This window comes from Streptomyces xingningensis (genome assembly GCF_054957865.1).
In genome coordinates, this window is record NZ_JBDJPF010000036.1 from 22,649 (window position 1) to 49,037 (window position 26,389).

Here is a 26,389-nt window from a genome sequence, read left to right on the forward strand (position 1 = left end):
GAAATGAGCGAGTTGGACTGGGGCCCCGGTGGCATTGCCACCGGGGTCGGTTCCATGCCCGGGACGGACGCCCGGGAGGCGGCGAAGACCGTCACCGGGTCCTTGGAGAACCTGCCGTACCTGCCGGAACTGCCCGCCCGGGGGCCCGGCGCGGACATGATCGGCCGCACTGCGGGGCTGCTGGTCGAGGTGTTCGCGCATGTCGAGCCCAGCGGGTGGCGGATCGGCGACCGGCCGGGGCGGGACACCCGGCGGGCGCGGTCCTGGCTGGGCGAGGACCTGGACGCGCTCGAGGAGTTTGCCCAGGGATACCAGGGCCTGCTGAAGGTCTCGGCCGTCGGCCCGTGGACCCTGGCCGCCACGCTCGAACTGCGCGGCGGCCAGGCCGCGTTGAGCGACCCCGGAGCCTGCCGGGACCTGGCCGCCTCGCTCGCCGAGGGGCTGCGGACACACCTCGCGGAGGTAAGGCGCCGGGTGCCCGGGGCGCGGGTGGTGCTTCAGCTCGACGAGCCGTCGTTGACCGCGGTGCTGCGCGGACAGGTTCGTACGGCCAGCGGCTACCGCACCCACCGGGCGGTCGACCGGGGCGTGGCCGAGGGTGCGCTGCGACAGGTGGCGCAGGCCGCGGAGGGCGCGCTGATCGTCCATAGCTGCGCCCCCGAGGTGCCGTTCGCGCTGCTGCGGCGAGCCGGCGCGACAGCCATCTCGTTCGATTTCTCGCTGCTCACCGAACGTGAGGACGAAGCCCTCGGGGAGGCCGTGGAGGCGGGCACCAGACTCCTCGCGGGCGTGGTGCCCGGCGTGGACGGCCCATTGTCAGACCCTGCCGGTAGCGTCATGGGGGTCAGGACGCTGTGGCGCAGGCTGGGGCTGCCGCCGGGGACTCTTGCCGAGTCCGTGGCCGTCACTCCGGCGTGCGGGCTGGCGGGTGCTTCGCCCGGGTATGCCCGGGCGGCGCTCGCGCACTGCGTCCGGGCGGCGAGATCACTCGCGGACAACCCTGAGTGACGGCGCTCATCATGCAACGGGAGGAAGAGACGGTGGCTGTCGAACAGCACGGCGGGCACGGCGACAGGCTCGCTGCGGCGCGGGAGCAGCACGCGCTGCTGGCCGAGCAGGTCGAGGAGCACCGCTTCCGGTATTACGTGAAGGACGCGCCGGTCATCAGCGACGCCGAATTCGACCGACTGCTGCGCTCGCTGGAGGCCCTGGAGGAGGCGCATCCGGAGCTGCGCACACCCGATTCGCCCACCCAGAAGGTCGCGGGTGTCTACGAAACGGAGTTCACCTCCGTCGAGCACCGTGAGCGGATGCTCTCGCTGGACAACGCCTTCACGGACGAGGAGCTGACCGCCTGGGCGGAGCGCATCGCCAAGGACGTGGGCGAGGGCGCCTCGTATCACTTCCTGTGCGAGCTCAAGGTCGACGGCCTCGCCGTCAACCTCACCTATGAGCACGGGCGCCTCACCCGGGCCGCCACCCGTGGCGACGGCCGCACCGGCGAGGACATCACCCCCAACGTCCGCACCATCGCCGAGATCCCCGACCGCCTCGGGGGCGACCGCGTCCCGGCCCTGGTCGAGGTGCGCGGTGAGGTCTACTTCCCGATGGCGGAGTTCGAGCAGCTCAACGCCCGCCTGGTGGAGGCCGGTGAGAAGCCGTTCGCCAACCCGCGTAACGCGGCCGCCGGTTCACTGCGCCAGAAGGACCCCAGGGTCACCGCGACCCGGCCGCTGCACATGGTGGTGCACGGCGTCGGCGCCCGCGAGGGCTTCGCCATCGACTGCCAGTCGCACGCCTATGAGCTGCTGCGCGAGTGGGGCCTGCCCACCGCCGCGCACGCCAAGGTCGTCAACTCCCTCGATGAGGTGCGCGAGTTCATCGCGCACTACGGCCGGCCCAAGACCCGGCACTCGATGGAGCACGAGATCGACGGCGTGGTCGTCAAGCTCGACGAGATCCCCCTCCAGGGGCGCCTGGGCTCCACCGCGCGCGCCCCGCGCTGGGCCATCGCCTGGAAGTACCCGCCGGAGGAGGTCAACACCAGGCTCATCGACATCCGCGTGGGTGTCGGGCGTACCGGGCGGGTGACCCCGCAGGCGGTCTTCGAGCCGGTCACGGTCGCCGGATCCGAGGTCGAGTTCGCCACCCTGCACAACCAGGAGGTCGTCAAGGCCAAGGGCGTCCTCATCGGCGACACCGTGGTGATCCGCAAAGCGGGCGATGTGATCCCCGAGGTCCTCGGCCCCGTGGTGGATCTGCGGGACGGCACCGAGCGGGAGTTCGTGATGCCCGCCGAGTGCCCCGAGTGCGGGTCGGAGCTGCGCCCGATGAAGGAGGGCGACATCGACCTCAGGTGCCCCAACTCCCGCACCTGCCCCGCCCAGATCCGCGAGCGCGTCTACTATCTGGTGGGCCGTCAGTGCCTGGACATCGAGAACTTCGGCTATGTGGCGGCCACCGCCCTCACCCAGCCCCTGGAACCCGCCACTCCGCCGCTGAAGAACGAGGGCGATCTCTTCGACCTGACGATCGAGGAACTGCTGCCCATCAAGTCCCATGTGCTGGACCCGGACAGCGGCCTGCCCAAGCGCGATCCCAAGACGGGCGAGGAGAAGGTCGTCACCTTCTTCGCCAACCAGCAGGGCGAGCCCAAGAAGAACGCCCTCGCCATGCTGGAGAACATCCAGGCCGCCAAGGACCGCCCGCTCGCCCGCATCGTCAACGGCCTGTCCATCCGCCATGTGGGGCCGGTCGCCGCGGCCGCACTGGCCCGTGAATTCCGGTCGGTCGACCGGATCGCCGAGGCCAGCCAGGAGGAACTCGCCGCCGTCGACGGGGTGTCCGACACCATCGCCACCGCCGTCCGGGAGTGGTTCGCCGAGGACTGGCACCGCGAGATCATCGAGAAGTGGCGGGCCGCCGGCGTCCGCATGGAGGAGGCGGCGGGCGAGGAGGAGGCCCCCCGGCCACTGGCCGGGCTGACGGTCGTCGTCACCGGAACCCTCGCCTCCTACACCCGCGATGCCGCCAAGGAGGCACTCCAGAGCCAGGGCGCGAAGGTGACCGGATCGGTCTCCAAAAAGACCGACTTCGTGGTGGTGGGCGACAACCCGGGATCGAAGTACGACAAGGCGATGCAGGTGAAGGTCCCCGTCCTCGAAGAGGACGGCTTCGCCGTGCTGCTCGCGGAAGGGCCCGAGGCCGCCCGCGCCGCCGCGGTGCCTCAGGAGGCCACCCCGTCGGAGTAATGCCCGCATAGTCAGTGGGCATTACCCCTACAGCGCCTGCCAGATGGCTGCAGAAGGCCGGATCCCGTTCGGGCAACCGTTGCCGATCGCTGCCCGTCGTAGCCTTCTGCGGCCTACTGTTGAGATGTGCGCCTGCCGTGGCGCGGGCACCGCCGGCTGTGAGAGGGACGGGCATGAAACCCACCGACAGCGCCGAACCGGTATCACGGCTGCGCCGGGATCCACCGCCCGCGCTTCCGGTGGTCTGCGTCCCCCTCGCCGCGCTGGTGCTCGCCGCGGGAATCTTCGGCGCGCTCAGCGCCGGGCGGGCCCTGTTCCCCGGCCATACCGTCGGCTGGTCCCTGGCCACCCTCACCGCACTGATCGTCGCCCACCTGGTCGCGCTCGGCCGCGACCGCTGGTGGGGCGGCACCGGCTCGGGCGCCGCCCTCACCCTGGCCGTCCTGCTGCTCTTCGGCTGGCTGCCCGCCGCCCTGATCGGCATCGCGGTGGTCACCTTTGTCGCCATCGCCCGCCGGCACCGATGGCGCCAGGCCTTACTGCACTGTGCCGTCGACATCCTCGGCGTGGCCGCCGGCGGGCTGGTGCTCAACGCCTGGGGCGCGGACGTCTCCGTCGAGCACCCCTGGCTGCCCGACACCTGGCGGCCGGCCGACGTCCCCGAGATCGCCCTGACCGCCTTCGTCTATCTCGCCGTCACCCGCGCCCTGCTCTGGCGCTATCTGGCCCCCCGCACGGGGCTGACCACCAGCGGCGCCCGCGCCGCCCTCATCCGGCAGGCGCTCGTCGGCGGGGCGCTGCTGGGCATCGCCCCGCTGATCGCCGTGGTCGCCGACCATGCGCCGCTGCTGCTCCCGCTGTTCGCCGTCCCGCTGATCGCCCTCGACTCCACCCTGTGGATCGCCCACGCCCGTGCGGAGGAGCAGCTCCGCGACCCCCTCACCGGGCTGCCCAACCGGCAATGGCTGCTGGAGCGCACCTGGGCCGCGCTCGACGAAGCCGAACAATCCGCCGACCGCACCGCACTGGTGCTCATCGACCTCGATCGCTTCCGGTCGGTCAATGACACGCTCGGCCATCTCGCCGGTGACCGGCTGCTGCTCCAGATCGCCGCCCGGCTGCGGCTCGCCCTGCCGCGCGAGGCGGAGGCCGCCCGGCTCGGCGGCGACGAGTTCGCGGTGCTGCTGCCCGTCACCGACTCCCTCACCAGCGCCCAGCGCGCCGCCCGCGCGCTGGTCGCCGCCCTGGGGTCGCCGCTCGACCTGGACGGGCTCACCCTGGTGCTCGAGGCCAGCGCGGGCGTCGCCGTCTACCCCGACCACGCGCTCGACGCCGAGGGCCTGCTGCGCCGGGCCGATGTGGCGATGTACCAGGCCAAGCGCGACCGCAGCGGGGTCGAGGTCTACGAGGCCCGCCGCGACGGCAACACCCCCGACCGGCTGGGCCTGTTGGGCGATCTGCGCCGGGCGCTCGACGCGGGCGAGGTGGAGCTCCACTACCAGCCGAAGGTCGGCTTCGACGGCCATGTGGAGGGGCTGGAGGCCCTGGTGCGGTGGGTCCACCCGGAGCGGGGGCGGGTCTCGCCGGACGAGTTCATCGCGATAGCCGAGTCGTCCGGGCTGATGCCCCGGCTGACCGAGTACGTCCTGGAGACCGCGCTGGCGCAGGTCGCCCGGTGGCGGGCGATGGGCCTCGAGGTGCCGGTCGCCGTCAATGTCTCCCCGCGTGACGTCCACACCCCGGGCTTCGCGGGCGCGGTCGCCGCCCGCCTCGCCCGGCACGGCGTCCCGCCGGGCGCGCTCCAGCTGGAGATAACCGAGCACGTCCTGCTGGAGGACCCGCAGCGGGCCGCCGACACGCTGGCCGGGCTGACCGGTCACGGCGTGAAGATGTCCCTCGACGACTTCGGCACCGGCTATTCCTCGCTGGTCCATCTGCGCCGGCTGCCGGTGAGCGAGCTCAAGATCGACCGCTCGTTCGTCGCCCGGCTGGCGATCGACAACGAGGACGCCGAGATCGTGCGCTGCACCCTCGACCTGGCGCACTCGCTCGGCCTGCTGGTGGTCGCCGAAGGCGTGGAGGACGACGAGACCTGGGAGCGGCTGCGGGATCTGGGCTGCGACGCGGTGCAGGGCTGGCTGGTCGCGGCCGCGATGCCGCCGGATGAGACCACCGCCTGGCTGCGGCTGCGCAGCGAGGGCGGCTGGCGTCGCGAGAGCGCCCCGCTCCCCGCGGTCACCGCGGCGGCGGCGGAGGAGGACGCGGTGACGTAGGGCGGGTCCGACGGGGTGTCCGGGCGTTGCGGTTTCCGGGGCCGGAGCCCCCGGAAACCCCCGCCCGGCCGAGCGCGGCGAAACCGTTTCGCGGGCAGTGCGTCCGGCGCCATAGGATTGGGCGCGAAACCACCACACTCACCCTGAGGATCGCTGCATGCCTGGCATCACGCGCGAGGAGGTCGCCCACCTCGCCCGGCTGGCACGTCTGGAGCTGCAGGACGAAGAGCTCGACCACTTCGCCACTCAGCTCGACGACATCATTGGCGCGGTCGCCCGCGTCTCCGAGGTCGCCGACCAAGACGTACCGCCGACCTCCCACCCGCTGCCGCTGACCAATGTCATGCGCCCGGACGTCGTCCGTCCGTCGCTGACTCCGCAGGAGGCGCTGTCCGGCGCCCCCGCCCAGGAGCAGCAGCGTTTCAAGGTGCCGCAGATCCTGGGGGAGGAGTGACCATGACCACCGAGCTGATCAGGCTGACCGCCGCCGAGATCGCGGCGAAGATCGCCTCCGGTGAGGTCACCGCCGTCGAGGTGACCGAGGCCCATCTGGCCCGCATCGAGGCCGTGGACGAAAAGGTGCACGCCTTCCTGCACATCGACCGCGAGGGCGCCCTCGCGCAGGCCCGCGCCATCGACGAGAAGCGCGCCCGGGGCGAGAAGCTCGGCCCGCTGGCCGGTGTGCCGCTCGCACTCAAGGACATCTTCACCACCAAGGGGATCCCGACCACGGTCGGCTCAAAGATCCTCGAGGGCTGGATCCCGCCGTATGACGCGACGCTCACCCGGCGTCTGAAGGACGCCGGCATCGTCATCCTCGGCAAGACCAACATGGACGAGTTCGCCATGGGGTCGTCCACCGAGAACAGCGCCTACGGCCCCACCGGCAACCCCTGGGACCTCACCAGGATCCCCGGCGGTTCGGGTGGCGGCTCCAGTGCCGCGCTCGCCTCGTACCAGGCCCCGCTGGCGATCGGCACGGACACCGGCGGCTCCATCCGCCAGCCCGCCGCCGTCACCGGCACCGTCGGCGTCAAGCCGACCTATGGCGGCGTCTCGCGCTACGGCATGGTCGCTTTCTCGTCCTCGCTCGACCAGGGCGGCCCCTGCGCCCGTACGGTGCTGGACGCGGCCCTGCTGCACGAGGCCATCGCCGGCCACGACCCGCTGGACTCCACCTCCGTCGACGCCCCGGTGCCGCCGGTCGTCGAGGCGGCCCGCAACGGCTCCGTCCGGGGCATGCGGGTCGGCGTGGTCAAGCAGTTCCGCGGCGAGGGCTACCAGGCCGGGGTGCTGCAGCGCTTCGACGAGTCCGTGGAGCTGCTGAAGGAGCTGGGCGCCGAGATCGTCGAGCTGGACTGTCCGTCCTTCGACCTGGCGCTGGCCGCGTACTACCTGATCGCGCCGTCCGAGTGCTCCTCGAACCTGGCCCGCTTCGACGGCCTGCGCTACGGCCTGCGGACCGGCGACGACGGCAGCCGTTCCGCCGAGGATGTCACCGCCCTCACCCGGGAGACCGGCTTCGGCCCGGAGGTCAAGCGCCGGGTGATGCTCGGTACCTATGCGCTCAGCTCCGGCTACTACGACGCCTACTACGGCTCCGCGCAGAAGGTCCGCACCCTCATCACGCGGGACTTCGAGAAGGCCTTCGAACAGGTCGATGTGATCGTCTCGCCGACCACCCCGACCACCGCCTTCGCGATCGGCGAGCGCGCCGACGACCCGATGGCGATGTACCTCGCCGACCTGTGCACCATCCCGACCAACCTGGCGGGCAACGCGGCCATGTCGCTGCCGTGCGGCCTCGCCCCGGAGGACGGGCTCCCGGTGGGGCTGCAGATCATTGCCCCGGCCATGAAGGACGACCGGCTCTACCGGGTCGGCGCGGCCGTCGAGGCCGCGTTCCACGACCGCTGGGGCCACCCACTGCTGGAGGAGGCACCCGCACTGTGAGCAGCGCTCTGAAGAAGGCCAAGGGCTTCAAGAAGTCCAAGGCAGGCACGTATCTGTCCATCGGCACCACGCTGTTCGGCGCGCTGAGCGTGGCCAAGCAGGCCAAGAAGGCGCGCGGCGAGCAGGACACCCTGCAGCTGGTCGACGCGGTCGTCTCGGCCGCCGCCATCGTCACCGGCGTCGCCCTGCTCGTCCGCGAGCTGCGCCGGATGAACAGCGACGACGTCCTCGCGGACTGAGCCGGGACTGAGAGGTTAGTTTTCCGTGACCGTCACTGAACTGGTGTCGTACGAGGACGCGTTGGCGTCCTACGACCCCGTCATGGGCCTGGAGGTCCATGTCGAGCTCGGCACCAAGACCAAGATGTTCTGCGGGTGTTCCACCGAGCTGGGCGCCGAGCCCAACTCGCAGACCTGCCCCACCTGCCTCGGCATGCCCGGCTCGCTCCCGGTCGTCAACGCCGTCGGCGTCGAGTCCGCGATCAAGATCGGCCTCGCGCTCCACTGCGAGATCGCCGAGTGGTGCCGCTTCGCCCGGAAGAACTACTTCTATCCGGACATGCCGAAGAACTTTCAGACCTCCCAGTACGACGAGCCCATCGCCTTCAACGGCTACCTCGATGTACAGCTGGAGGACGGCGAGATCTTCCGGGTGGAGATCGAGCGCGCCCACATGGAGGAGGACACCGGCAAGTCCACGCATGTGGGCGGCGCCACCGGCCGCATCCATGGCGCCCAGCACTCGCTGCTCGACTACAACCGGGCCGGCATCCCGCTCATCGAGATCGTCACCAAGCCGATCACCGGTGCCGGGGAGCGCGCTCCCGAGGTCGCCAAGGCGTATGTCGCCGAGCTGCGCGAGCTGATCAGGGCGCTGGACGTCTCCGAGGCCCGCATGGAGATGGGCCAGCTGCGCTGCGACGTCAACCTGTCGCTGCGGCCCAACGGCACCGAGAAGTTCGGCACCCGCTCCGAGACCAAGAACGTCAACTCGCTGCGCAGCGTGGAGCGCGCGGTGCGCTTCGAGGTCCAGCGGCATGCCGCCGTGCTGTCCTCGGGCGGCACGATCGTGCAGGAGACCCGGCACTTCCACGAGGAGGACGGCTCGACCACCTCCGGCCGGATCAAGGAAGAGGCCGAGGACTACCGCTACTTCCCCGAGCCGGACCTGGTGCCGGTGGCCCCCTCCCGGGAGTGGGTCGAGGAGCTGCGGGCCACACTGCCCGAGCTGCCCCGGGTGCGCCGCAACCGGCTGCGCGAGGAGTGGGGCATCTCGGCGCACGACATGCAGTCGATCCTCAACGCGGGCGCGGTCGACCTGATCGTCGCCACCATCGACGCGGGTGCCGACGCGGCTTCGGCCCGCAAGTGGTGGATGGGCGAGCTGGCCCGCCGCTCCAACGAGGACGGCGTGGAGCCGGCCGCGCTGCCGATCACCCCCGAGCAGGTCGCCCGGGTCGCCGCCCTGGTGGCCGAGGGCTCCCTCAACGACAAGCTGGCCCGCCAGGTCATCGAGGGCGTGCTCGCGGGCGAGGGCGGCCCGGACGAGGTCGTCGAGAAGCGCGGCCTGAAGGTCGTCTCCGACGACAGCGCCCTGGGCACGGCCGTGGACGAGGCCATCGCGGCCAACCCGGCCATCGCCGACAAGATCCGCAGCGGCAAGGTCGCGGCGGCGGGCGCGCTGGTCGGGGCGGTGATGAAGGCCACCCGTGGCCAGGCGGACGCGGCACGGGTGCGGGAACTGATCGTCGAGCGGCTTGCCCGAGAGGACGATTGAGCACAGCTTGGAGAAGCTCGGGGTCGAGGGCTGATCCCGACCGGCCGGACCGTGGCCGCCTCCCTCCGTCCCGGAGGGAGGCGGCCACGGTCGTCACCACGGTCATATAGGCGATCAGTCGCAGTTGGCCGGAATTATTCGCTACGTACCCCATGGGCGGAAACGGTCCGGCATGATCCCGGGGAGCGGGCCGGTCCGGGTGCCCGAACTCATATGGCTGGGGGTAGCAATGCGACGGTTGAGCACAGCGCTGGCCGCGTTCCTGCTGGCGGGTGCCGGGCTGACGGTGACGGCGGGGACGGTCGCGGCCGAGGGGGCCGGCGATACCGCACAGAGCTGTCGGATCGGTTGGGGAAGCCGGACCAAGGCCAGTCCGCAGAGCGACAACAAGCCGCTGACGGACATCAGAGCCGGTCGGCACGGCTGCTTCGACCGGATGGTCTTTGACGTCCACACCCCGTACGACCGTCCGATCGGGTACCGGGTGCAGTACGTCGACCAGCTGTATCAGGACGGTTCCGGGGATCCGGTCCCGGTGAACGGGGGTGCGATCCTGGAAGTCCGGGTGGCCGCCCCGAGCTACGACCCGGAGGCCGAGGGCCCCAGATACCCCGGCCATGTCGGGAAGCCACTGCCCGGCGTGGACCTCGCCGGATACCGGACCTTCCGCGACGCCAAGTTCGGCGGCAGCTTCGAGGGTGAGAGCCAGGTCGGCCTCGGGGTACGCGCCCGGCTGCCGTTCCGCGTCTTCCAGATGGGCAACCACCTGGTGGTGGACGTGGCCCACTCCTGGCGGGGCATCCGCTGACACCGGGCACCCACCCTTAGGAGTGGGGCCGACGGAGACCAGCCGGGTCATCGCGATGTTCGGCATCGGGCCGGCCGCGGCGGTCGCCCCGGATGCGTTCGTCCTGCGTACCCCGCCGGGGGAACCCTCCTCCGTACCGCCTAAGGCCCCCCGGACCATCCCCCTAAGGCCCACCCCCGCCAAACATCCGGAACTCACCCGATGTAGCCGTCCCCCCTCAGAGACGAAGCTTCTCGTAGGCCGGAAAACGGCCCGGAAAACAGGCTCGTCACCACCAGGGGGACCGACATGATCGACTACCTGCTCCACACCTTCCGCGCCCTCGACCTCGCCCGGGACGCCGCCGACCACCGGCTGGCCGCCGAGGCCCGGGACGCCGCCCGGGCCGCCCGGAAGGAGGAGAAGAAGGCGAAGGGCGACCCGGACCGGCGGCTTCGCGACGTCTACGGCCGGGCCGCCTGAGCGCGGCGGCTGTGATCAATTCGGAGGCCGAGTTGTCGGTGGGCTGTGCGATGCTCGGCAATGTGCACAAGAACTCCGTCAGCCCGGTATTCGTCGGCCGCACCGAGGAACTCGAGACGCTCACCGACGCGCTCGCCCGCGCCGCCGCGGGCGAGCCGCAGGCCCTGCTGATCGGTGGGGAGGCGGGCGTCGGCAAGACCCGGCTGATCGAGGAGTTCCTGGGCGCCGCCCAGGCCGCCGGTGCGGTCACCGCGCTGGGCGGCTGTGTGGAGATCGGCTGGGAGGGCCTGCCCTTCGCGCCCGTCTCCACCGCCCTGCGCTCCCTGCACCGGCAGCTGGGCGAGGAGCTCGCCCGCGCGGCCGCCGGGCAGGAGGGCGAGCTGGCCCGGCTGCTGCCCGAACTGGGCGAGACCGCCCGGGAGTCCCATGACGAGGAGGGCCGGGCCCGTCTCTTCGAACTCACCGCCCGCATGCTGGAGCAGCTCACCGCCGACCGCACGCTCGTCCTGGCCATCGAGGATCTGCACTGGGCCGACCGCTCCACCCGCGAACTGCTCGCCTACCTCTTCCGCTCCCTGCACACCGCGCGCCTGGTCATCGTCGCCACCTACCGGTCCGACGACATCCACCGCCGCCACCCGCTGCGCTCCTTCCTCGCTGAGCGCCGGATGCGCACCCTGCACCGCATCGAGCTGCCCCGCTTCACCCGCGCCGAGGTGCGGGCCCAACTGGCCGCGATCAACGGCACCCAGCCCGACCAGGCCACCCTCGACCAGGTCTTCGAACGCTCCGACGGCAACGCCTTCTTCGTCGAGGAGCTGGTTGCCTCCCTCGCCTGTCACACCGGTCTCAGCGACTCCCTGCGCGATCTGCTGCTGGTCCGTGTCGAGGCACTGGGCGAGGAGACCCAGCGCGTGGTGCGCACCACCGCCGGCGCCGGCTCCTTTGCGGAGTACGAGCTGCTGAGCGCCGTCGCGGGGCTCGGCGAGGACGAGCTGCTGGCGGCCCTGCGCGAGGCGGTGGGCGCCAGCATCCTCGCCCCCACCTCCGACGGCGACGGTTTCCGTTTCCGGCACGCGCTGGTCCGCGAGGCCGTCCTGGACGACTTCCTCCCCGGCGAGCTGCCCCGCCTCCAGCGGCGCTACGCCGAGGCCCTGGAGGCCGAGCCCGGGCTGGTCCGGGCCGATGCGCTCACCGCCTGCCTGGCCAAGTACTGGTATCACGCCCACGATCCGGTCAAGGCGCTGCCCGCCGTGCTCCAGGCATCCGTGCAGGCCCGGCGCCGGTATGCCTACGCCGAGCAACTGGGCCTGCTGGAGCGGGCCCTGGAGCTGTGGGAGGCCGTCCCGGCGGAGATCCGCGAGCAGCAGCGCCCCTTTGATGCGGCCGAGATGTACCCCGCCTGCGGCCGTGGCGACGAGCCGCTCCGCCGGATCGACCTGCTGGCCGAGATCGTGACGGCCGCGTCCATGGCGGGCGACCGCGAGCGTTCCCTGGCCGTCTGCAAAAAGGCGCTGCGCATGCTGGACGAGACCACCGACCCCTTGCGGGCCGCCTGGTTCTGGACCCAGCGCAGCAAGCTGATGGAGGCCCTGGTGCGCACCGACGGCTCGGCGGAGCTGGCCAAGGCCCAGGAGCTGGTGCGCGGGCTGCCGCCGTCCCCGGTGCACGCCGAGGTGGTGGCGCAGGCCGCCGCCTGGCACACCCTGCACACCCCGGGGCCGGAGAGTTATGCCCTCGCCGAACGCGCCGTCGAGCTGGCCCGGTTGGTGGGTGCCGAGGCCACGGAGCTGAACGCCCGGCTCACCCTGGGCGGCCTCAAGATCGACGCCGGGGATGTGGAGGGCGGCCTGGCGGAGATGCGGGCGGTGGCCGACCGGGTCGCCGAGCTGGGGCACATCCATGTCGTCGGGCGCAGCCGGATCAATCTCTCCTCGGCCCTGGAGGGCGTGGGCCGCTCGGCGCAGGCCGTCGAGGTGGTGGACGACAGCGCCGAGCTGCTGCTGCGCTTCGGCCTGCGCGACGCCAATGCCTGGGCCTATTCCAACAAGGCCAAGTCGCTCTACTCGCTGGGCCGTTGGGCGGAGGCGGAGGAGACGGTCCGCTCGATCGAGCGGCTGGCCCAGGGCCGCAAGTCGCTCGGCCATGCCGCCCACTGCCTCGTCCTGCTGGCCCTCGCGCGCGGCGACTGGGACACCGCCGAGCGGGAGCTGGCCGCGGCCCATGACCACTACGGGGTCCAGGATCCGCAGCAGCAGCACACCGTCCCGCTCACCCACTCCACCCTGGAGCTCGCCGCCGCCCGGGGTCGCCTCGCGGACGCCCGTGCCGCGCTGCATGAGGTCCTGGACTCGGGGCTGTCCGCCTCCGCCCAGCGCTATGCCTGGCCCCTCCTGGTGGCCGCCGCCACCGTCGAGGCCGATGCGCGGGGCCTGCCGTCCGCCGAGTCCGGCCGCGCCGAGGTCCTGGCCCGGATCCGCAAGGCCGCCAAGCGGCTGCCGCAGATCGCCCCCGTCTGGCAGGCGTACGGTCTCTACCTGGACGCCGAACTCCTGCGCGCCGAGGGCCTGGAGGAGCCGGACCGCTGGGCCGAGGCCGTGGCCGCCTTCGAGCGCGTCGACCGGCCGTACGACCTGGCCCGGGTCCGCCACCGCTGGGCCGAGGCCCTGCTGGCCGCCGGCGGTGCGGGCGCGGCCGCGGAGCGGGCCGCCGAGATCCTGCCGTCGGCGTATGCCACCGCCGTCCGCCTCGGCGCGCGCCCGCTGCGCGAGGCCATTGAACTGCTGGCCCGCCGGGCCCGGTTGCCGCTCACCGCGGAGCCCGAGGCTCCGGCGGCCGCCGAGCCCGGGACCGATGCCGAATCGCTGGGCCTCACCCCGCGCGAGCGCGATGTGCTGCGCCTGGTGGCGCTGGGCCGCAGCAACCGGCAGATAGCCGAGGAGCTGTTCATCTCGCCGAAGACGGCGAGCGTCCATGTCTCCAACATCCTGGCCAAACTGGGCGTTTCCGGCCGGGGCGAGGCGGCCGCGACGGCATACCGGCTGCGGCTGTTCACCCCTGCCGGGGGCGTATGACCACCACGCCCGAATCGAGATCGATCGGGCCCTTGCCGGGGTCGGCGTCGCCGATGTCGTCCAGGCACAGTTCGTGACGTTGACGCTCCTCCTCGGTGTGCTTACGGCCGGGCGAGAACACTTCTTCCAGCGCGCTGAACATCGCAACTCCCTTGCGGCGGCGTCGTTCCGCCAGTCTAGGCGGACGTTTGCATGGACCACGGATAGGCGATCGACTGGACTCTGTACCTACTAGTATGTACATTGCTGCCATGAGCACTTCGGAGCGCTTGATCGAAAGCACCCGTGCCCTCCTCTGGGAGCGCGGCTATGTCGGCACCAGCCCCAAGGCCATCCAGCAGCGGGCGGGCGCCGGACAGGGCAGCATGTACCACCACTTCACCGGCAAGCCCGACCTCGCCCTCGCCGCCATCCGCCGCACCGCGGAGGAGATGCGGGCCAAGGCGGAGGAGCAGTTCACCGCGCCCGGCACGGCGGTTGAGCGGGTCACCGCCTATCTGCAGCGCGAGCGCGATGTGCTGAAGGGCTGCCCGGTCGGCCGGCTGACCCAGGACCCGGACATCGTGGCCGACCCGGTGCTGCGGCAGCCCTTGGACGAGACCTTCGACTGGCTGCGCGGCCGGCTCGCGGAGGTTCTGGCGGAGGGACGCGACCGGAGCGAGCTGGATGCCTCGCTCGACCCGGCCGCCACGGCCGCCACCATCGTCGCCGTGCTGCAGGGCGGCTATGTCCTCGCCCGGGCCGCCGACTCAACTGACCCATACCAGCAGGCCATCCAGGGTGTGCTGGGCCTCTTGAAGGGATTTGCCCGATGACCATGGTTCCCGCGCCCCAGGAGTGGTTCACCGGCGAGGTGTGGTTCGACGAGCTGGCGACGCCCGTGGAGCCCTCGCGGGTCCGCGTCGACACCGTGCGCTTCGCCCCCGGGGCACGTACCCGCTGGCACCACCACCCACTGGGGCAGGTACTGCACGTCACCGACGGCACGCTGCACGTCCAACGCGGCCAGGGCCCGGTGGAGATGATCCCGGCCGGTGGCACCGTGCGGATCGCCGCCGGTGAATGGCACTGGCACGGCGCGGGCCCCGACGCCTCGATGACCCATATCGCCATCCAGGAAGTCGCCGACGACGGCACCGAGGCCGAATGGGGCCCTGCCGTCTGAGACCCGGCGTCCCCATGACCCGACAGAAGGACAGCACCAGCATGTATGCGATGCAGTATGAGATCACCCTGCCCGCCGACTACGACATGGAGATCATCCGCACCCGGGTGGCCACCCGTGGCCACGCCCTCGACGACCGGGCCGGGCTCGGGCTGAAGGCCTATGTCATCCGCGAGTGCGGCGTCGACGGTTCGCCGGTCAACCAGTACGCCCCCTTCTACCTCTGGGACGACATCGGCGCCATGAGCGCGTTCCTGGTCGGCGGCGGTGGCTTCCAGGGCATCATCGGCGACTTCGGCCGCCCGGCCGTCCGGCACTGGACCGGGGTGGCCCGCGAAGCGGGTCCCGCCCGGGGCGCGGTGCCGCGCGCCGCCTCCCGCCGCCTCACCCCGATCCCGGCCGGCACCGACCCCGGTGATCTCGCCGCCCTCGTCGGGCGCGAGATCGATGAACTGGGCGAGCTGGCAGGGCGGCCGGGCGTCCACACCGCGGCCCTGGCCTTCGACCCCCAGCACTGGCAGCTGATGCGCTTCTTCCTCTGGGAACGCACGGTCCCGGAGGCCGACGACGCGACCGAGCGCTATGAGGTGCTGCACCTGTCGTCCCCGCACCTGGACGCCATCCCGGCCGGCCGGCACTGGTAGGGCGCTTCTTATGGGTCAGCACAGGCCACGCGACGCTCCCCCAGCTAACGCTGGGGGTGCCCCCAGGCACGGCGCCTCGCCGCGTTGTCGCATCACCCGAGTACGCCCAGTACGCGGGTCATGCTCCGCCTTGCGATGCACCGCACCAGACGCCGCGTGGCCCGCGCTGACCCATAAGAAGCGCCCTAGCCGTCAGGCGGCCGGCACGGCCGCGGCCGCTGTCGCGGCGGCCCGGCGCGGCGCGGCCAGGCAGGACAGCGCCAGCCCCAGTGCGCTCAGCGCCGCGCCCGCCAGGCCGGTCCAGCGCAGCCCGCCGGCCGCCACGATCACCCCGCCGACGGCCGAGCCGAGCGCGGTGGCCAGCTGGAAGGCGCCGACGTTCACGGACACCGCCAACGTCGGTGCCGCCGAGGCGTGTTGCAGGATCAGACCCTGCAAGGGCGCGATGGTCGCGGTGGCGAGCAGCCCCAGCAGCAGTACGGCCGCCACCGCCGAGGGCTGCCAGATCATCGCGAAGGGCGTGAGCGCCAGCAGCCCGGCCAGGGCGCCGAAGACCGCCCGCAAGGTCGTGCCCGGGGCACGGTCCGTGAGGCGGCCCGCGATGAGATTGCCGAGGAAGCTTCCGGCGCCATAGGCGAGCAGCAGCACCGAGACCACCAGGGCCGCGAAGTGGGCGACCTTGGTGAGCAGCGGGGCGATATAGGTGAAGACCGTGGCCACCCCGGCGAAGCCCACCGCGGTGGTGGCGATGGCCAGCAGCACCGGCCGCTGGGCGAGCACCCGGAGTTCCGTCCTGGCCCCGGCCGTCTCGGCCGGCCGGCGGGGGAGGACGGCCGCCAGCAGCGCGGTGCCCAGCAGGCTCAGCGCGGTCAGTACGGTGAAGGGCGTGCGCCAGCCGGTCCGTTCGCCCAGCAGTGCCCCCAGCGGCACGCCCAGCAGGGTCGCCACGGTGAAGCCGGAGACGATGGCGGCGGTGGCCCGGCCGACCCGGTCGGCGGGGACAACCTGGGTCGCCAGCACCAGGGCCAGGGCGAAGAAGGCGGCGTGGCTCAGGGAGGAGATCACCCGGCCGGCCAGCAACATCGCATACGATCCCGCGGCCGCGCTGACCGCACTGCCCACGGCGAAGAGCAGCATCAGCCCGAGGGCGAGCCCCTTGCGGGGCAGCCGGGCGGTGAGCAGGGTGACGGCCGGCCCGCCGACGACCACGCCGATGGCATAGGCGGTGACGGTCTGTCCCGCGGCCCCCTCGGAGACGCCCAGGTCACCGGCCACCTGCGGCAGCAGTCCCGAGATGAGGTATTCCGAGGTCCCGACGACAAAGACGCTGACGCACAGCGCCAGCAGAATCACAGAGCTCTTTTTCATGCGGTGACGCTAAAGTCTCACATGAATGTGAGAGTCAAGTGTCGACGGGGAGGCGGGGGATCGCATGCGCATCGGGGAGATGGTCCGGCGTACCGGAGTGAGCGAGCGGCTGCTGCGCTACTACGAGGAGCAGGGGCTGCTGCGCCCGGCCCGGTTGCCCAGCGGCTACCGGGTCTACCGCGAAGCGGACGTGGACACCGTCCGGCGCATCCGCGCGCTGCTCGCCGCGGGGTTGACGACCTGCGTGATCGCCCGGATCCTGCCCTGCGTCCGCGACGAGGGCCCACGTCTGGTGCCGGTCTGCTCCGATCTTGTCGCCCAGCTGCGCGGTGAGCGCGAGCGGATCACCTCGGCGATCGAGGAACTCCGGGTGTCGCGCGGCATGCTGGACGCGGTCATCGCGGCCGGACCCTGAGCTCCGGCGGCTCGGCCGGACACCCCTCAGTCCCACGACCCCAGAGCCCGCGGCAGCGCCGCGATCTCCGCCAAGTCCCCCGCGCCGAGCCGGAGTCCGGCGGCCGCCGCGTTCTGCACCGCCCACCGGGCCTTCTTGGTGCCCGGCACCGGGACCACCTGCCGCCCCTGGGCCAGCACCCAGGCCAGGGCCACCTGCGCGGCGGACGCGCCATGGCGCCGGGCGACGCGGCGCAGCCCGGCCACGATCGGCTGGTTGGCGGCCATCATCTCGGCCGTGAAGCGTGGATGCCGGGCGCGGATGTCCTCCGGTTCAAAGCCCTGGCCCGGGGTGAGGGTGCCGCTGAGGAAACCATTCCCCAGGGGCATCGCGGCCAGCAGGCCCACCCTGCGCGAGGCACACCACGGGACCAGCGCCGCCAGCGCCTCCCGGGACCAGACCGACAGCTCGGCCTGTACGCAGCTGACGGGGAAGACCTGTTGGACCCGTTCCAGCTGCCGGATCGTCGCGTCATACAGCCCGGTCCCGGGCCGGCGCCGGGCGCGCACCCCTATCGCGCACCAGCCCAGCGCCCGTACCTTGCCGGCGGCCACCAGTTCAGCCATGGCACCCCAGGTCTCCTCGATGGGCACCTCGGGGTCGGGCCGGTGCAGTTGGTAGAGGTCGATGACATCGGTCTGCAGCCGGCGCAGCGAGGCGTCGCAGGCGCGCTTCACATAGCCGGGCCGTCCATTGGCGACGATGTGCTGGTCGCCCACCAGCAGGCCGCACTTGGTCGATATAAAGGCATCCGAGCGCCGCTCCCGCAATACTCGCCCCACCAGCAACTCATTGGTGAACGGGCCGTACATATCGGCGGTGTCCAGCAGGCTCGCCCCGGCGTCCAGGGCCGCGTGGACGGTGCGCAGTGCGCCCTCGCCGCTCTGCTGGGAGGCGGTGTACGCCCAGTGCATGGGCATGCACCCGAGGCCGACCGCGCCCACTTCGAGCGCTGCCGCACCGATTGTCCTGCGCTCCACCTGCCGTGTCCCTCCCGTGCCTCGCCTCCAAATTAACCTCTGTGGCGAGCGGTGTTTCGCCTAGCCTCCAGGCATGACCGCAGATCACAGCGATACCGCTCGTCCCCTGGTCTGGCTGCCGCTCCGCCCGGAGGAGATCGGAGACCTTCCGGAGGGCCTCGCATACGCCTATTGGAATGGCGAGGGAGACTTTCCGACCGATCCCGCCCGGTGCGCCTTCTACTGCACGCCCTATGAGTCGCGCGGCCGGCTGGCCCCGGCCGAGGTGTGCGGCCGCCCCGTGCCGCTGATGCGCAACTTGCGGGTGCTGCAGGCTCTCACCGCCGGGATCAACCACCTTGAACCGTTCCTGCCGTTGCTGCCGTCCGGTGCGCGGGTGTGCAACGCCCGGGGACTGCACGATGCGAGCACCGCCGAGCTGGCCCTCGCCCTGACCCTCGCCTCGCTCCGGGACATCCCCGGTTTCGTCAGGGCACAGGACGCCCGGGAGTGGCGGCAGGGGTTCCGGCCGTCGCTCGCCGACAGGTCCGTACTCATCATCGGTTACGGTTCGATCGGCAGTGCCATCGAAGACCGGCTCGCACCCTTTGAATGCGCGCGGGTGGCGCGCGTCGCACGCTCCACACGCGAGACAGCGCGCGGTCCCGTGCACCCGGTCACCGCTCTGCCCCAACTGCTTCCCGATGCGGACGTGGTGATCCTGGTGACCCCGCTCACCGAGGAGACCAAGGGGCTGATGGGCGTCAAGAACCTCGCCCGGATGAAGGACGGCGCGCTGCTGGTGAACGTCGCGCGGGGCGGGATCGTCGACACCGAGGCGCTCCTCGCCGAACTGAACAGCGGCCGGCTACGGGCGGCCCTGGATGTCACCGACCCCGAACCACTGCCCCCCGGGCACCCGTTGTGGAGCGCCCCCGGGGTTCTCGTCACCCCCCATGTGGGTGGGCCTTCTTCGGCCTTTTTCCCCCGGGCCAAGGCGCTGCTCCGTGGCCAACTGGCCAGATTTGCACTGGACGAGCCTCTTCACAACGTCGTAGCCACTGCCATCTGAAGCCACGTAGAGGTACCGTTCGGCTGCACTGAGTATCCATAATCCCGTAGCTAGTTACGCTATGTATATGAGCTATGTCCCTGAGTGACCAGTCTGGTGTATCGTCCGGACCGGGGGCTGCGCCGCGCACCGTACGGCCGCAGCGAAGTACCGGCACTCAAGGGGGGCGACGGGCGATGCACGGCCAATGGACGATCAACCCGACGCGGCTCATGCACCGGCCACTCATGCACCGGCGACGAATCCGGCGAATGCACTGCACGGCGACCCTGCTCCTGTGGCTCCCCTGGGTCGCCTGGCTCAGGACGGCGGCGCGGTGAGCGCCCCCGGAGCGGCGCTGCCCCGGCGGCGTTCGCCGGCCGACGGTCCCGTCGGCGGCTCGGGGGTGGTGTCCCAGCTGCTCCTCGCCCTCGTCTGCGGGGGCTATGCGACGGGCGCCGTCTTCGGCTGGGGCTCCTCCGATCTCGCGCTCACCATGGGCGACTTCGGGCTCAGCGGCGCCGCCGGTCTCGCCGCCGCCTCCTGCTTCTGGTACGCGCGCACCCGCACCACCCGCTTTCGGCCCGCCTGGCTGCTGTTCGCCGCCTCCTCCGGGATGGCCGGCTTCGGCAACGCCGTCTGGGGGTGGTACGAGGTCATCCTCGGCCGGCACGTACCCAGCCCGTCCCCTGCCGACTTCTGCTTCCTGCTCTTCGCCCCGCCCGCCATCATCGGGCTGCTGGTGCTCGCCCGGCGCCCGGTCACCCGGGCCGGCTGGGTCTGCCTGGCGCTCGACTCCTGGCTGATCGGCGGCTCCCTGCTGACCCTCTCCTGGAGCCTGGCCCTCGCGCACACCGCGCACTTCGAGGGCGAGACCGTGGCGCACGCCGCGCTCAACCTCGCCTACCCGCTGCTGGACATCGTGCTGGTGTCCATGGTGCTGGCCCTGCACTTCCGCCGCTCATCCGCCAACCGTTCCGCGATCAACACCGCCATTGCCGCGCTCGCCCTGACCGTGCTGTGCGACGCCCTGTTCACCTCGCCCCTGCTGCGCGACAACTACCGCTCCGGCCAGATCCTGGACGCCGGCTGGTTCGCGGGCTACATGCTGATGGCGTACGCACCCTGGGTGGCCCGGGAGGAGGGCGAGCCCCCGCGCGGCCAGGGCCGGGCCGGGCCGGCGCCCAGCCGGCCCATCGCAGGCTCGCTGGCCGCCCTCACCCCGTACCTCGCCGCCGCCGTCTGCACCCTGGGCATCCTCTACAACGTCCTCGACGGCCACAGCGTCGACCGGGTCGTACTCTTCACCGGCTGTACGGTCGTCCTGGCGCTCGTCGTCCGCCAGGGCATCATGCTGCTCGACAACATCTCCCTCACCCAGGAACTGGCACAGAAGGAGAACCACTTCCGCTCCCTGGTGCAGGGCTCCAGCGATGTCATCATGATCGCCGCCCCCACCGGGGTGCTGCGCTATGTCAGCCCCGCCGCGGCCGGGGTCTACGGCCGGGAGGCCGAGGACCTCGTCGGCTCCGAACTCGCCTCCCTCATCCACCCCGAAGACCTGGGCCGGGTGGTCCACGAGGTGCGCCGCTTCCTCGCCGCACCACCCGCCGACGAGCCCACCACCCGCATCGAGTGCCGCTTCCGCTCCGGCGACGGTGAGTGGCTCAACGTCGAGTCCACCGTCAACCGCCATCACGGCGGCCTCATCTTCAACAGCCGTGATGTGACCGAACGGGTGCGGCTCCAGGCCCAGTTGCAGCACACCGCCGAGCACGACCCGCTCACCGACCTGCCCAACCGCTCCCTGTTCACCCGGCGCGTCCAACAGGCGCTCACCGGCCGGAGAGTGACCGACGCGGGCACTGCGGTGCTCTTCATCGACCTCGACGGTTTCAAGGCGGTCAATGACACCGTCGGCCACCAGGCCGGCGACGAACTGCTGGTCCAGGCCGCCCGCCGGCTCCAGGACTCGGTGCGCGCCGGGGACAGCACGGCCAGGTTCGGCGGCGACGAATTCGCCGCGCTCATCATCGGCGACGGCACCCGCGACCCCGCCGCCCGCGAGTACCGCATCCTGGAGATCGCCGACCGGCTCCGGCTCACCCTCTCCCAGCCCTACCGGGTGGAGGGCGACACCGAGGTCCGCGTCGCCGCCAGCATCGGCGTCGCCTTCGCCGAACCCGGCATCACCCCCGGCACCCTGATGCGCAACGCCGACCTCGCGATGTACCGCGCGAAACAGGCGGGCAAGGGCCGCGTCGAGCTGTACGCCCCGCAGATGCAGGCCGACGTCGTACGCCGCGCCGAGCTGGCCACCCGGCTGCGCACCGCACTGCACGACGGGGAGTTCGCGCTGCTGCACCAGCCCGTCGTCGAACTGGCCACCGGCCGGATCACCGCCGCCGCCGCCCAGGCCCGCTGGCGCTCGCCCCAGGGCATCCTCTTCACCCCGGCCGAATTCCTGCGGGTCACCGACCTGGACCGCGGCGAGGAGAGCGCCCGGACCGCCGAACTCGGCCGCTGGACCCTGGAGAAGGCCATCGAGCAGGCGGCCCAGCGCCGCCGCGCGGGCCTGGGTGTCCCGGTGTATGTACGGCTGTCCGCCGCCCGGCTGCTGGACAAGTCGCTGCCGCCCAAGCACCTGGAGGCACTGCTGCTGCGCCATGGCATGCCCTCCGGGGCGTTCGTCCTGGAGTTGTCCGGCAGCGGTCCGCGGGTGCCGCTCGACGAGCTCGAGCACCGGCTGGTCGCCCTGCGCCGGTTCGGCGCCCGCGTCGCCCTCGACGGCTTCGGCAGCGGACACGCCGCGATGAGCGCGCTGCGCCGGCTGCCGATCGACGTCCTCAGGCTCGACCGCGCCCTGGTCGACGGGGTCGTCGAATCCGCCCGGCTGCACAAGATCACCGCCGGGCTGCTGCGGATCGCCACGGACCTCGGCATGCAGTCCGTGGCCGACGGGGTGGACGAACCCGAGCAGGCCCGCGTCCTGCGCGCCATGGGCTGCACCCATGGCCAGGGCCTGGCCTTCTCCGGGGCACTCGATGAACACCGGCTGCGCCATGCCCTGGACCGCGGCTGCTATCCGGTGCCGGGCGACCCTTCGGAGGGCGCGAAGCGGGTGCTCGTCGGCGGCGCGCTGCCGGTGCGTTCCGCGGCGGTGGGCGGGGGAGGCGCCCTCGCCCATGCTCCATTGCGTTCAAATAATGAGACGCCCGTCCCACCCACTTGACACCTCGCATGCACCGGGGGGAGGGTCAGTCACATGCGCACCCGAATTCTCGTACTTGGACAGCGCGTCGGCTGAAGCAGGCCACCGTCTCCGCCTGCTGATCGCACCGGCGCGCTCCCCTCGATTGCCTCCCGGCACGAGGGGTTTTTTGTTGCACTGGCACCTCACAGACCACCACAAAACCCATCCCGCCGAAGTCCGGCCGAAGCATCCGTCACAGCCCACAGCATCTGTCACAGCAGTCGAATCCCCGAGAAGAGAATGTCGATGACCGAGCAGGCCACCGGGGCCCACCATCAGCAGCCGCGCCCGCGCGGCGGCGCGGCGCAGCAGCCCACCACCGTCGAGCACGTCACGGGCGCCCAGGCGCTCATCCGTTCGCTGGAAGAGGTCGGGGCCGACACCGTATTCGGCATTCCCGGCGGCGCGATCCTCCCCGCCTACGACCCGATGATGGACTCCTCGAAGGTCCGCCACATCCTGGTGCGGCACGAGCAGGGCGCGGGCCATGCGGCCACCGGATATGCCCAGGCCACCGGCAAGGTGGGCGTGTGCATGGCAACTTCGGGCCCAGGGGCCACCAATCTCGTCACCCCCATCGCCGATGCCCATATGGACTCGGTTCCGCTGGTGGCCATCACCGGCCAGGTCGCCTCCCGGGCAATCGGCACGGACGCCTTCCAGGAGGCGGACATCTGCGGCATCACCATGCCGATCACCAAGCACAACTGGCTGGTCACCGACCCGGCCGAGATCCCCAGAACCATCGCCGAGGCGTTCCACGTCGCCGCCACCGGCCGTCCGGGCCCGGTCCTGGTCGACATCGCCAAGGACGCCCTCCAGGCGCAGACCACCTTCGTCTGGCCGCCGCACACCGATCTGCCCGGCTACCGGCCCGTCACCAAGCCGCACGCCAAGCAGATCCGCGAGGCCGCCAGGCTGATCACCCAGGCCAAGCGCCCGGTGCTCTATATCGGCGGCGGGGTCCTCAAGGCCCGTGCCACCGCCGAGCTCAAGGTCTTCGCCGAGCTGACCGGAGCCCCGGTGACCACCACCCTGATGGCACTGGGCGCCTTCCCCGACAGCCATCCGCAGCACCTGGGCATGCCCGGCATGCACGGCTCGGTCGCCGCCGTCACCTCCCTGCAGCAGGCCGACCTGATCGTGGCCCTCGGCGCCCGCTTCGACGACCGCGTCACCGGCAAGCTGGACTCCTTCGCCCCCTACGCCAAGATCGTCCACGCGGACATCGACCCCGCCGAGATCGGCAAGAACCGCGCCGCGGACGTGCCGATCGTCGGTGACGCCCGCGAGGTCCTGGCCGATCTGATCGTCGCGGTCCAGGCCGAGCACTCGGCCGGTCATGTCGGCGACCACGCCCTGTGGTGGGACGAGCTCAACCGCTGGCGCAAGGCCTACCCGCTCGGCTACGACCAGCCCGAGGACGGCAGCCTCTCCCCGCAGCAGGTCATCCAGCGCATCGGACAACTCGCTCCCAAGGACACCATCTACGCCGCGGGCGTCGGCCAACACCAGATGTGGGCCGCCCACTTCATCGCCTATGAACAGCCCGCCAGCTGGCTCAACTCCGGCGGCGCGGGCACCATGGGCTACGCCGTCCCGGCCGCGATGGGTGCCAAGGCGGGCCTGCCGGACCGTCCGGTGTGGGCCATCGACGGCGACGGCTGCTTCCAGATGACCAACCAGGAACTGGTCACCTGCGCGCTGAACAACATCCCCATCAAGGTCGCCATCATCAACAACGGCGCGCTCGGCATGGTCCGCCAATGGCAGACCCTCTTCTACAACGAGCGCTACTCCAACACCGTGCTGCACTCCGGCCCCGCTGTGGTCAACGGCGGCTCCGCCACGGGCAACGGCAAGGAACCCTCCGCCGGCACCCGCGTCCCGGACTTCGTCAAGCTCGCCGAGGCCATGGGGTGCGTCGGCATCCGCTGCGAGGACCCGGCCCAGCTCGACGCCGTCATCGAGCAGGCCAACGCCATCAACGACCGCCCCGTCGTGGTGGACTTCGTCGTCCACCAGGACGCCATGGTCTGGCCGATGGTCGCCGCCGGCACCTCCAACGACGAGATCCTGGCAACCCGCGGCGTCCGGCCGGACTTCGCCGACGTCGACGACGACTGAGAGCAGGAGAGACGACCTCATGACCAAGCACACGCTCTCCGTCCTGGTGGAGAACACCCCCGGCATCCTCGCCCGGATCGCCGCCCTGTTCTCCCGCCGCGGCTTCAACATCGACTCCCTCGCCGTGGGCGTCACCGAACACCCCGACATCTCGCGCATCACCATCGTCGTCAATGTCGAGTCACTGCCACTGGAGCAGGTCACCAAGCAGCTCAACAAGCTCGTCAATGTGCTGAAGGTGGTCGAACTCGAGGACGCCACGGCCGTCCAGCGCGAACTCGTTCTGGTGAAGGTCCGCGCCGACAACGAGACCCGCTCCCAGATCGTGGAGATCGTCCAGCTCTTCCGCGCCAAGACCGTCGACGTCTCCCCGGAGGCCGTCACCATCGAGGCCACCGGCGGCAGCGACAAGCTCGGCGCCATGCTCAAGATGCTGGAGCCGTTCGGCATCAAGGAGCTCGTGCAGTCCGGCACCATCGCCATCGGGCGCGGCGCCCGCTCCATCACCGACCGCAGTCTGCGGGCGCTCGACCGCAGCGCCTGATCCGAATACCGAGACCCGACAACCCTCCCCATCGTGCCCGTCATACGGTGGGACGCACATCCGCACCTAAGGAGACATCTCACGTGGCTGCCGAGCTCTTCTACGACAACGACGCCGACCTGTCCATCATCCAGGGCCGCAAGGTCGCGGTCCTGGGATACGGCAGCCAGGGCCACGCCCATGCGCTGTCCCTGCGCGACTCGGGCGTCGACGTCCGGGTGGGCCTGCCCGAGGGCTCCAAGTCCAGGGAGAAGGCCGAGGAACAGGGGCTGCGCGTGGTCACCCCCGCCGAGGCGGCGGCCGAGGCCGACGTCATCATGATCCTCGTCCCGGACCCCATCCAGGCCAAGGTCTACGAGGAGTCCGTCAAGGAGCACCTCAAGGACGGCGATGCGCTGTTCTTCGGCCATGGCTTCAACATCCGCTTCGGCTTCATCAAGCCCCCGGTCGGCGTCGACGTCTGCATGGTCGCCCCCAAGGGCCCGGGCCACCTGGTCCGCCGCCAGTACGAGGAGGGCCGCGGCGTGCCCTGCATCGCCGCCGTCGAGCAGGACGCCTCCGGCAGCGCGTTCGCCCTGACGCTGTCGTATGCGAAGGCCATCGGCGGCACCCGGGCCGGTGTCATCCGGACCACCTTCACCGAGGAGACCGAGACCGACCTGTTCGGCGAGCAGGCCGTGCTGTGCGGCGGCGCCTCGGCCCTGGTCAAGGCCGGGTTCGAGACCCTGGTCGAGGCGGGCTACCAGCCCGAGATCGCCTACTTCGAGTGCCTCCACGAGCTCAAGCTGATCGTGGACCTGATGTACGAGGGCGGCCTGGAGAAGATGCGCTGGTCGGTCTCCGAGACCGCCGAGTGGGGCGACTACGTCACCGGCCCGCGGATCGTCACCGACCAGACCAAGGCCGAGATGAAGAAGGTGCTCGGCGAGATCCAGGACGGCACCTTCGCCAAGAACTGGATGAAGGAGTACCAGGACGGCCTGCCCAAGTACAACGAGTACAAGAAGGCCGACCAGGACCACCTGCTGGAGACCACCGGCAAGAAGCTCCGCAAGCTGATGAGCTGGGTCGACAACAACGAGTGAGCCCCACCGGCCATGGGGCCGCGGCCATCGCCGCGGCCCCGCGGCCGCCGGTGGGCACCCTCGCGGTTGATCCTTTCGCATCCTTTCGCAAGGGCTCAATGAAGACGCCCGTCCGCCGATACACTTCTCGGCAACAAAGCGC

General features: G+C 71.3%; 22 protein-coding genes. 19 read left to right on the forward strand and 3 right to left on the reverse strand.

Annotation, left to right across the window (positions count from 1 at the left end; all coding sequences use genetic code 11):
* Positions 1-3 precede the first annotated feature (3 nt).
* From ABCR83_RS19600 to ABCR83_RS19645, 10 genes are all read left to right on the forward strand, one after another.
* Complete coding sequence (locus ABCR83_RS19600; protein WP_462696402.1) at positions 4-1,008, forward strand: methionine synthase; 1,005 nt, start codon at positions 4-6, stop codon at positions 1,006-1,008.
* Between the two features lie 32 nt (positions 1,009-1,040).
* Positions 1,041-3,251, forward strand: coding sequence for an NAD-dependent DNA ligase LigA (ligA, locus tag ABCR83_RS19605; RefSeq protein ID WP_462696369.1), 2,211 nt, complete (start codon positions 1,041-1,043; stop codon positions 3,249-3,251).
* 173 nt (positions 3,252-3,424) lie between these two features.
* Positions 3,425-5,524: a putative bifunctional diguanylate cyclase/phosphodiesterase gene (locus ABCR83_RS19610; RefSeq protein ID WP_462696370.1), complete on the forward strand. Its 2,100-nt coding sequence runs from the start codon at positions 3,425-3,427 to the stop codon at positions 5,522-5,524.
* Between the two features lie 157 nt (positions 5,525-5,681).
* On the forward strand, positions 5,682-5,978 hold the full coding sequence (gene gatC / locus ABCR83_RS19615) for an Asp-tRNA(Asn)/Glu-tRNA(Gln) amidotransferase subunit GatC (RefSeq protein ID WP_462696371.1): 297 nt from the start codon (positions 5,682-5,684) through the stop codon (positions 5,976-5,978).
* A gap of 2 nt (positions 5,979-5,980) precedes the next feature.
* Positions 5,981-7,477: an Asp-tRNA(Asn)/Glu-tRNA(Gln) amidotransferase subunit GatA gene (gatA, locus tag ABCR83_RS19620; protein WP_462696372.1), complete on the forward strand. Its 1,497-nt coding sequence runs from the start codon at positions 5,981-5,983 to the stop codon at positions 7,475-7,477.
* Positions 7,474-7,716 carry a hypothetical protein gene (locus ABCR83_RS19625; RefSeq protein ID WP_462696373.1) on the forward strand — a complete coding sequence of 81 codons (243 nt, stop codon included), beginning with the start codon at positions 7,474-7,476 and terminating at the stop codon, positions 7,714-7,716. The genes gatA and ABCR83_RS19625 overlap by 4 nt, the downstream gene beginning before the upstream one ends.
* Positions 7,717-7,741: 25 nt before the next feature.
* On the forward strand, positions 7,742-9,253 hold the full coding sequence (gene gatB / locus ABCR83_RS19630) for an Asp-tRNA(Asn)/Glu-tRNA(Gln) amidotransferase subunit GatB (protein WP_462696374.1): 1,512 nt from the start codon (positions 7,742-7,744) through the stop codon (positions 9,251-9,253).
* A gap of 229 nt (positions 9,254-9,482) precedes the next feature.
* Positions 9,483-10,061, forward strand: a complete 579-nt coding sequence (locus ABCR83_RS19635; protein ID WP_462696375.1) for an AMIN-like domain-containing (lipo)protein — start codon at positions 9,483-9,485, stop codon at positions 10,059-10,061.
* Between the two features lie 288 nt (positions 10,062-10,349).
* Positions 10,350-10,523: a hypothetical protein gene (locus ABCR83_RS19640; RefSeq protein WP_462696376.1), complete on the forward strand. Its 174-nt coding sequence runs from the start codon at positions 10,350-10,352 to the stop codon at positions 10,521-10,523.
* A 50-nt stretch (positions 10,524-10,573) separates the two neighbouring features.
* Complete coding sequence (locus tag ABCR83_RS19645; protein WP_462696403.1) at positions 10,574-13,597, forward strand: helix-turn-helix transcriptional regulator; 3,024 nt, start codon at positions 10,574-10,576, stop codon at positions 13,595-13,597.
* On the opposite strand, the gene ABCR83_RS19650 is transcribed toward ABCR83_RS19645, so the two are convergent.
* Positions 13,575-13,739 (reverse strand): DUF6191 domain-containing protein, encoded by a 165-nt coding sequence (locus ABCR83_RS19650; protein ID WP_462696377.1) that lies wholly within the window; start codon positions 13,737-13,739, stop codon positions 13,575-13,577. The two genes, ABCR83_RS19645 and ABCR83_RS19650, sit on opposite strands and share 23 nt — an antisense overlap.
* 109 nt (positions 13,740-13,848) lie before the next feature.
* On the opposite strand from ABCR83_RS19650, the gene ABCR83_RS19655 reads away from it, so the two are divergent.
* Genes ABCR83_RS19655 through ABCR83_RS19665 form a run of 3 tightly spaced genes read left to right on the forward strand, consistent with a single transcriptional unit; the run spans position 13,849 to position 15,406 of the window.
* Positions 13,849-14,412 carry a TetR/AcrR family transcriptional regulator gene (locus ABCR83_RS19655; protein WP_462696378.1) on the forward strand — a complete coding sequence of 188 codons (564 nt, stop codon included), beginning with the start codon at positions 13,849-13,851 and terminating at the stop codon, positions 14,410-14,412.
* Positions 14,409-14,762: a cupin domain-containing protein gene (locus ABCR83_RS19660; RefSeq protein ID WP_462696379.1), complete on the forward strand. Its 354-nt coding sequence runs from the start codon at positions 14,409-14,411 to the stop codon at positions 14,760-14,762. Before ABCR83_RS19655 ends, ABCR83_RS19660 begins: the two co-directional genes overlap by 4 nt.
* Before the next feature lie 41 nt (positions 14,763-14,803).
* Positions 14,804-15,406: a DUF4865 family protein gene (locus ABCR83_RS19665; protein WP_462696404.1), complete on the forward strand. Its 603-nt coding sequence runs from the start codon at positions 14,804-14,806 to the stop codon at positions 15,404-15,406.
* Between the two features lie 192 nt (positions 15,407-15,598).
* Here the strand turns inward: ABCR83_RS19665 and ABCR83_RS19670 are convergent, their stop codons facing one another.
* Positions 15,599-16,774, reverse strand: a complete 1,176-nt coding sequence (locus ABCR83_RS19670) for an MFS transporter (protein ID WP_462696380.1) — start codon at positions 16,772-16,774, stop codon at positions 15,599-15,601.
* Positions 16,775-16,838: 64 nt separating this feature from the next.
* Here ABCR83_RS19670 and ABCR83_RS19675 point away from each other — a divergent pair, with 64 nt between their 5' ends.
* On the forward strand, positions 16,839-17,189 hold the full coding sequence (locus ABCR83_RS19675) for a MerR family transcriptional regulator (RefSeq protein ID WP_462696381.1): 351 nt from the start codon (positions 16,839-16,841) through the stop codon (positions 17,187-17,189).
* Positions 17,190-17,215: 26 nt separating this feature from the next.
* Here ABCR83_RS19675 and ABCR83_RS19680 read toward each other — a convergent pair whose 3' ends face one another.
* On the reverse strand, positions 17,216-18,208 hold the full coding sequence (locus ABCR83_RS19680; protein ID WP_462696382.1) for an aldo/keto reductase: 993 nt from the start codon (positions 18,206-18,208) through the stop codon (positions 17,216-17,218).
* Between the two features lie 73 nt (positions 18,209-18,281).
* Here ABCR83_RS19680 and ABCR83_RS19685 point away from each other — a divergent pair, with 73 nt between their 5' ends.
* The 5 genes from ABCR83_RS19685 (at position 18,282) to ilvC (ending at position 26,247) form a co-directional block, all read left to right on the forward strand.
* The gene (locus ABCR83_RS19685; RefSeq protein ID WP_462696383.1) at positions 18,282-19,259 is read left to right on the forward strand and encodes a 2-hydroxyacid dehydrogenase; all 978 of its coding nucleotides are present in this window, start codon (positions 18,282-18,284) and stop codon (positions 19,257-19,259) included.
* A gap of 316 nt (positions 19,260-19,575) precedes the next feature.
* Positions 19,576-22,470 carry a putative bifunctional diguanylate cyclase/phosphodiesterase gene (locus ABCR83_RS19690; protein WP_462696405.1) on the forward strand — a complete coding sequence of 965 codons (2,895 nt, stop codon included), beginning with the start codon at positions 19,576-19,578 and terminating at the stop codon, positions 22,468-22,470.
* A 267-nt stretch (positions 22,471-22,737) separates the two neighbouring features.
* Complete coding sequence (locus ABCR83_RS19695; protein ID WP_462696384.1) at positions 22,738-24,618, forward strand: acetolactate synthase large subunit; 1,881 nt, start codon at positions 22,738-22,740, stop codon at positions 24,616-24,618.
* A 19-nt stretch (positions 24,619-24,637) separates the two neighbouring features.
* A complete protein-coding gene (gene ilvN, locus ABCR83_RS19700) occupies positions 24,638-25,162 on the forward strand; it encodes an acetolactate synthase small subunit (protein WP_462696385.1) in 525 nt (174 codons plus the stop codon).
* Between the two features lie 83 nt (positions 25,163-25,245).
* Positions 25,246-26,247, forward strand: a complete 1,002-nt coding sequence (gene ilvC / locus ABCR83_RS19705) for a ketol-acid reductoisomerase (RefSeq protein WP_462696386.1) — start codon at positions 25,246-25,248, stop codon at positions 26,245-26,247.
* The last annotated feature ends 142 nt before the right edge of the window (positions 26,248-26,389 follow it).

What these genes read in the sequence shown, in the direction of transcription:
- ABCR83_RS19600 (WP_462696402.1), top strand. Translation starts at nt 4, where the DNA reads ATGAGCGAGTTGGACTGGGGCCCCGGTGGCATTGCCACCGGGGTCGGT.
- ABCR83_RS19610 (WP_462696370.1), top strand. Translation starts at nt 3,425, where the DNA reads ATGAAACCCACCGACAGCGCCGAACCGGTATCACGGCTGCGCCGGGAT.
- gatC (WP_462696371.1), top strand. Translation starts at nt 5,682, where the DNA reads ATGCCTGGCATCACGCGCGAGGAGGTCGCCCACCTCGCCCGGCTGGCA.
- gatA (WP_462696372.1), top strand. Translation starts at nt 5,981, where the DNA reads ATGACCACCGAGCTGATCAGGCTGACCGCCGCCGAGATCGCGGCGAAG.
- ABCR83_RS19635 (WP_462696375.1), top strand. Translation starts at nt 9,483, where the DNA reads ATGCGACGGTTGAGCACAGCGCTGGCCGCGTTCCTGCTGGCGGGTGCC.
- ABCR83_RS19640 (WP_462696376.1), top strand. Translation starts at nt 10,350, where the DNA reads ATGATCGACTACCTGCTCCACACCTTCCGCGCCCTCGACCTCGCCCGG.
- ABCR83_RS19645 (WP_462696403.1), top strand. Translation starts at nt 10,574, where the DNA reads ATGCTCGGCAATGTGCACAAGAACTCCGTCAGCCCGGTATTCGTCGGC.
- ABCR83_RS19650 (WP_462696377.1), bottom strand. Translation starts at nt 13,739, where the DNA reads ATGTTCAGCGCGCTGGAAGAAGTGTTCTCGCCCGGCCGTAAGCACACC.
- ABCR83_RS19655 (WP_462696378.1), top strand. Translation starts at nt 13,849, where the DNA reads ATGAGCACTTCGGAGCGCTTGATCGAAAGCACCCGTGCCCTCCTCTGG.
- ABCR83_RS19660 (WP_462696379.1), top strand. Translation starts at nt 14,409, where the DNA reads ATGACCATGGTTCCCGCGCCCCAGGAGTGGTTCACCGGCGAGGTGTGG.
- ABCR83_RS19665 (WP_462696404.1), top strand. Translation starts at nt 14,804, where the DNA reads ATGTATGCGATGCAGTATGAGATCACCCTGCCCGCCGACTACGACATG.
- ABCR83_RS19670 (WP_462696380.1), bottom strand. Translation starts at nt 16,774, where the DNA reads ATGAAAAAGAGCTCTGTGATTCTGCTGGCGCTGTGCGTCAGCGTCTTT.
- ABCR83_RS19675 (WP_462696381.1), top strand. Translation starts at nt 16,839, where the DNA reads ATGCGCATCGGGGAGATGGTCCGGCGTACCGGAGTGAGCGAGCGGCTG.
- ABCR83_RS19685 (WP_462696383.1), top strand. Translation starts at nt 18,282, where the DNA reads ATGACCGCAGATCACAGCGATACCGCTCGTCCCCTGGTCTGGCTGCCG.
- ABCR83_RS19695 (WP_462696384.1), top strand. Translation starts at nt 22,738, where the DNA reads ATGACCGAGCAGGCCACCGGGGCCCACCATCAGCAGCCGCGCCCGCGC.
- ilvN (WP_462696385.1), top strand. Translation starts at nt 24,638, where the DNA reads ATGACCAAGCACACGCTCTCCGTCCTGGTGGAGAACACCCCCGGCATC.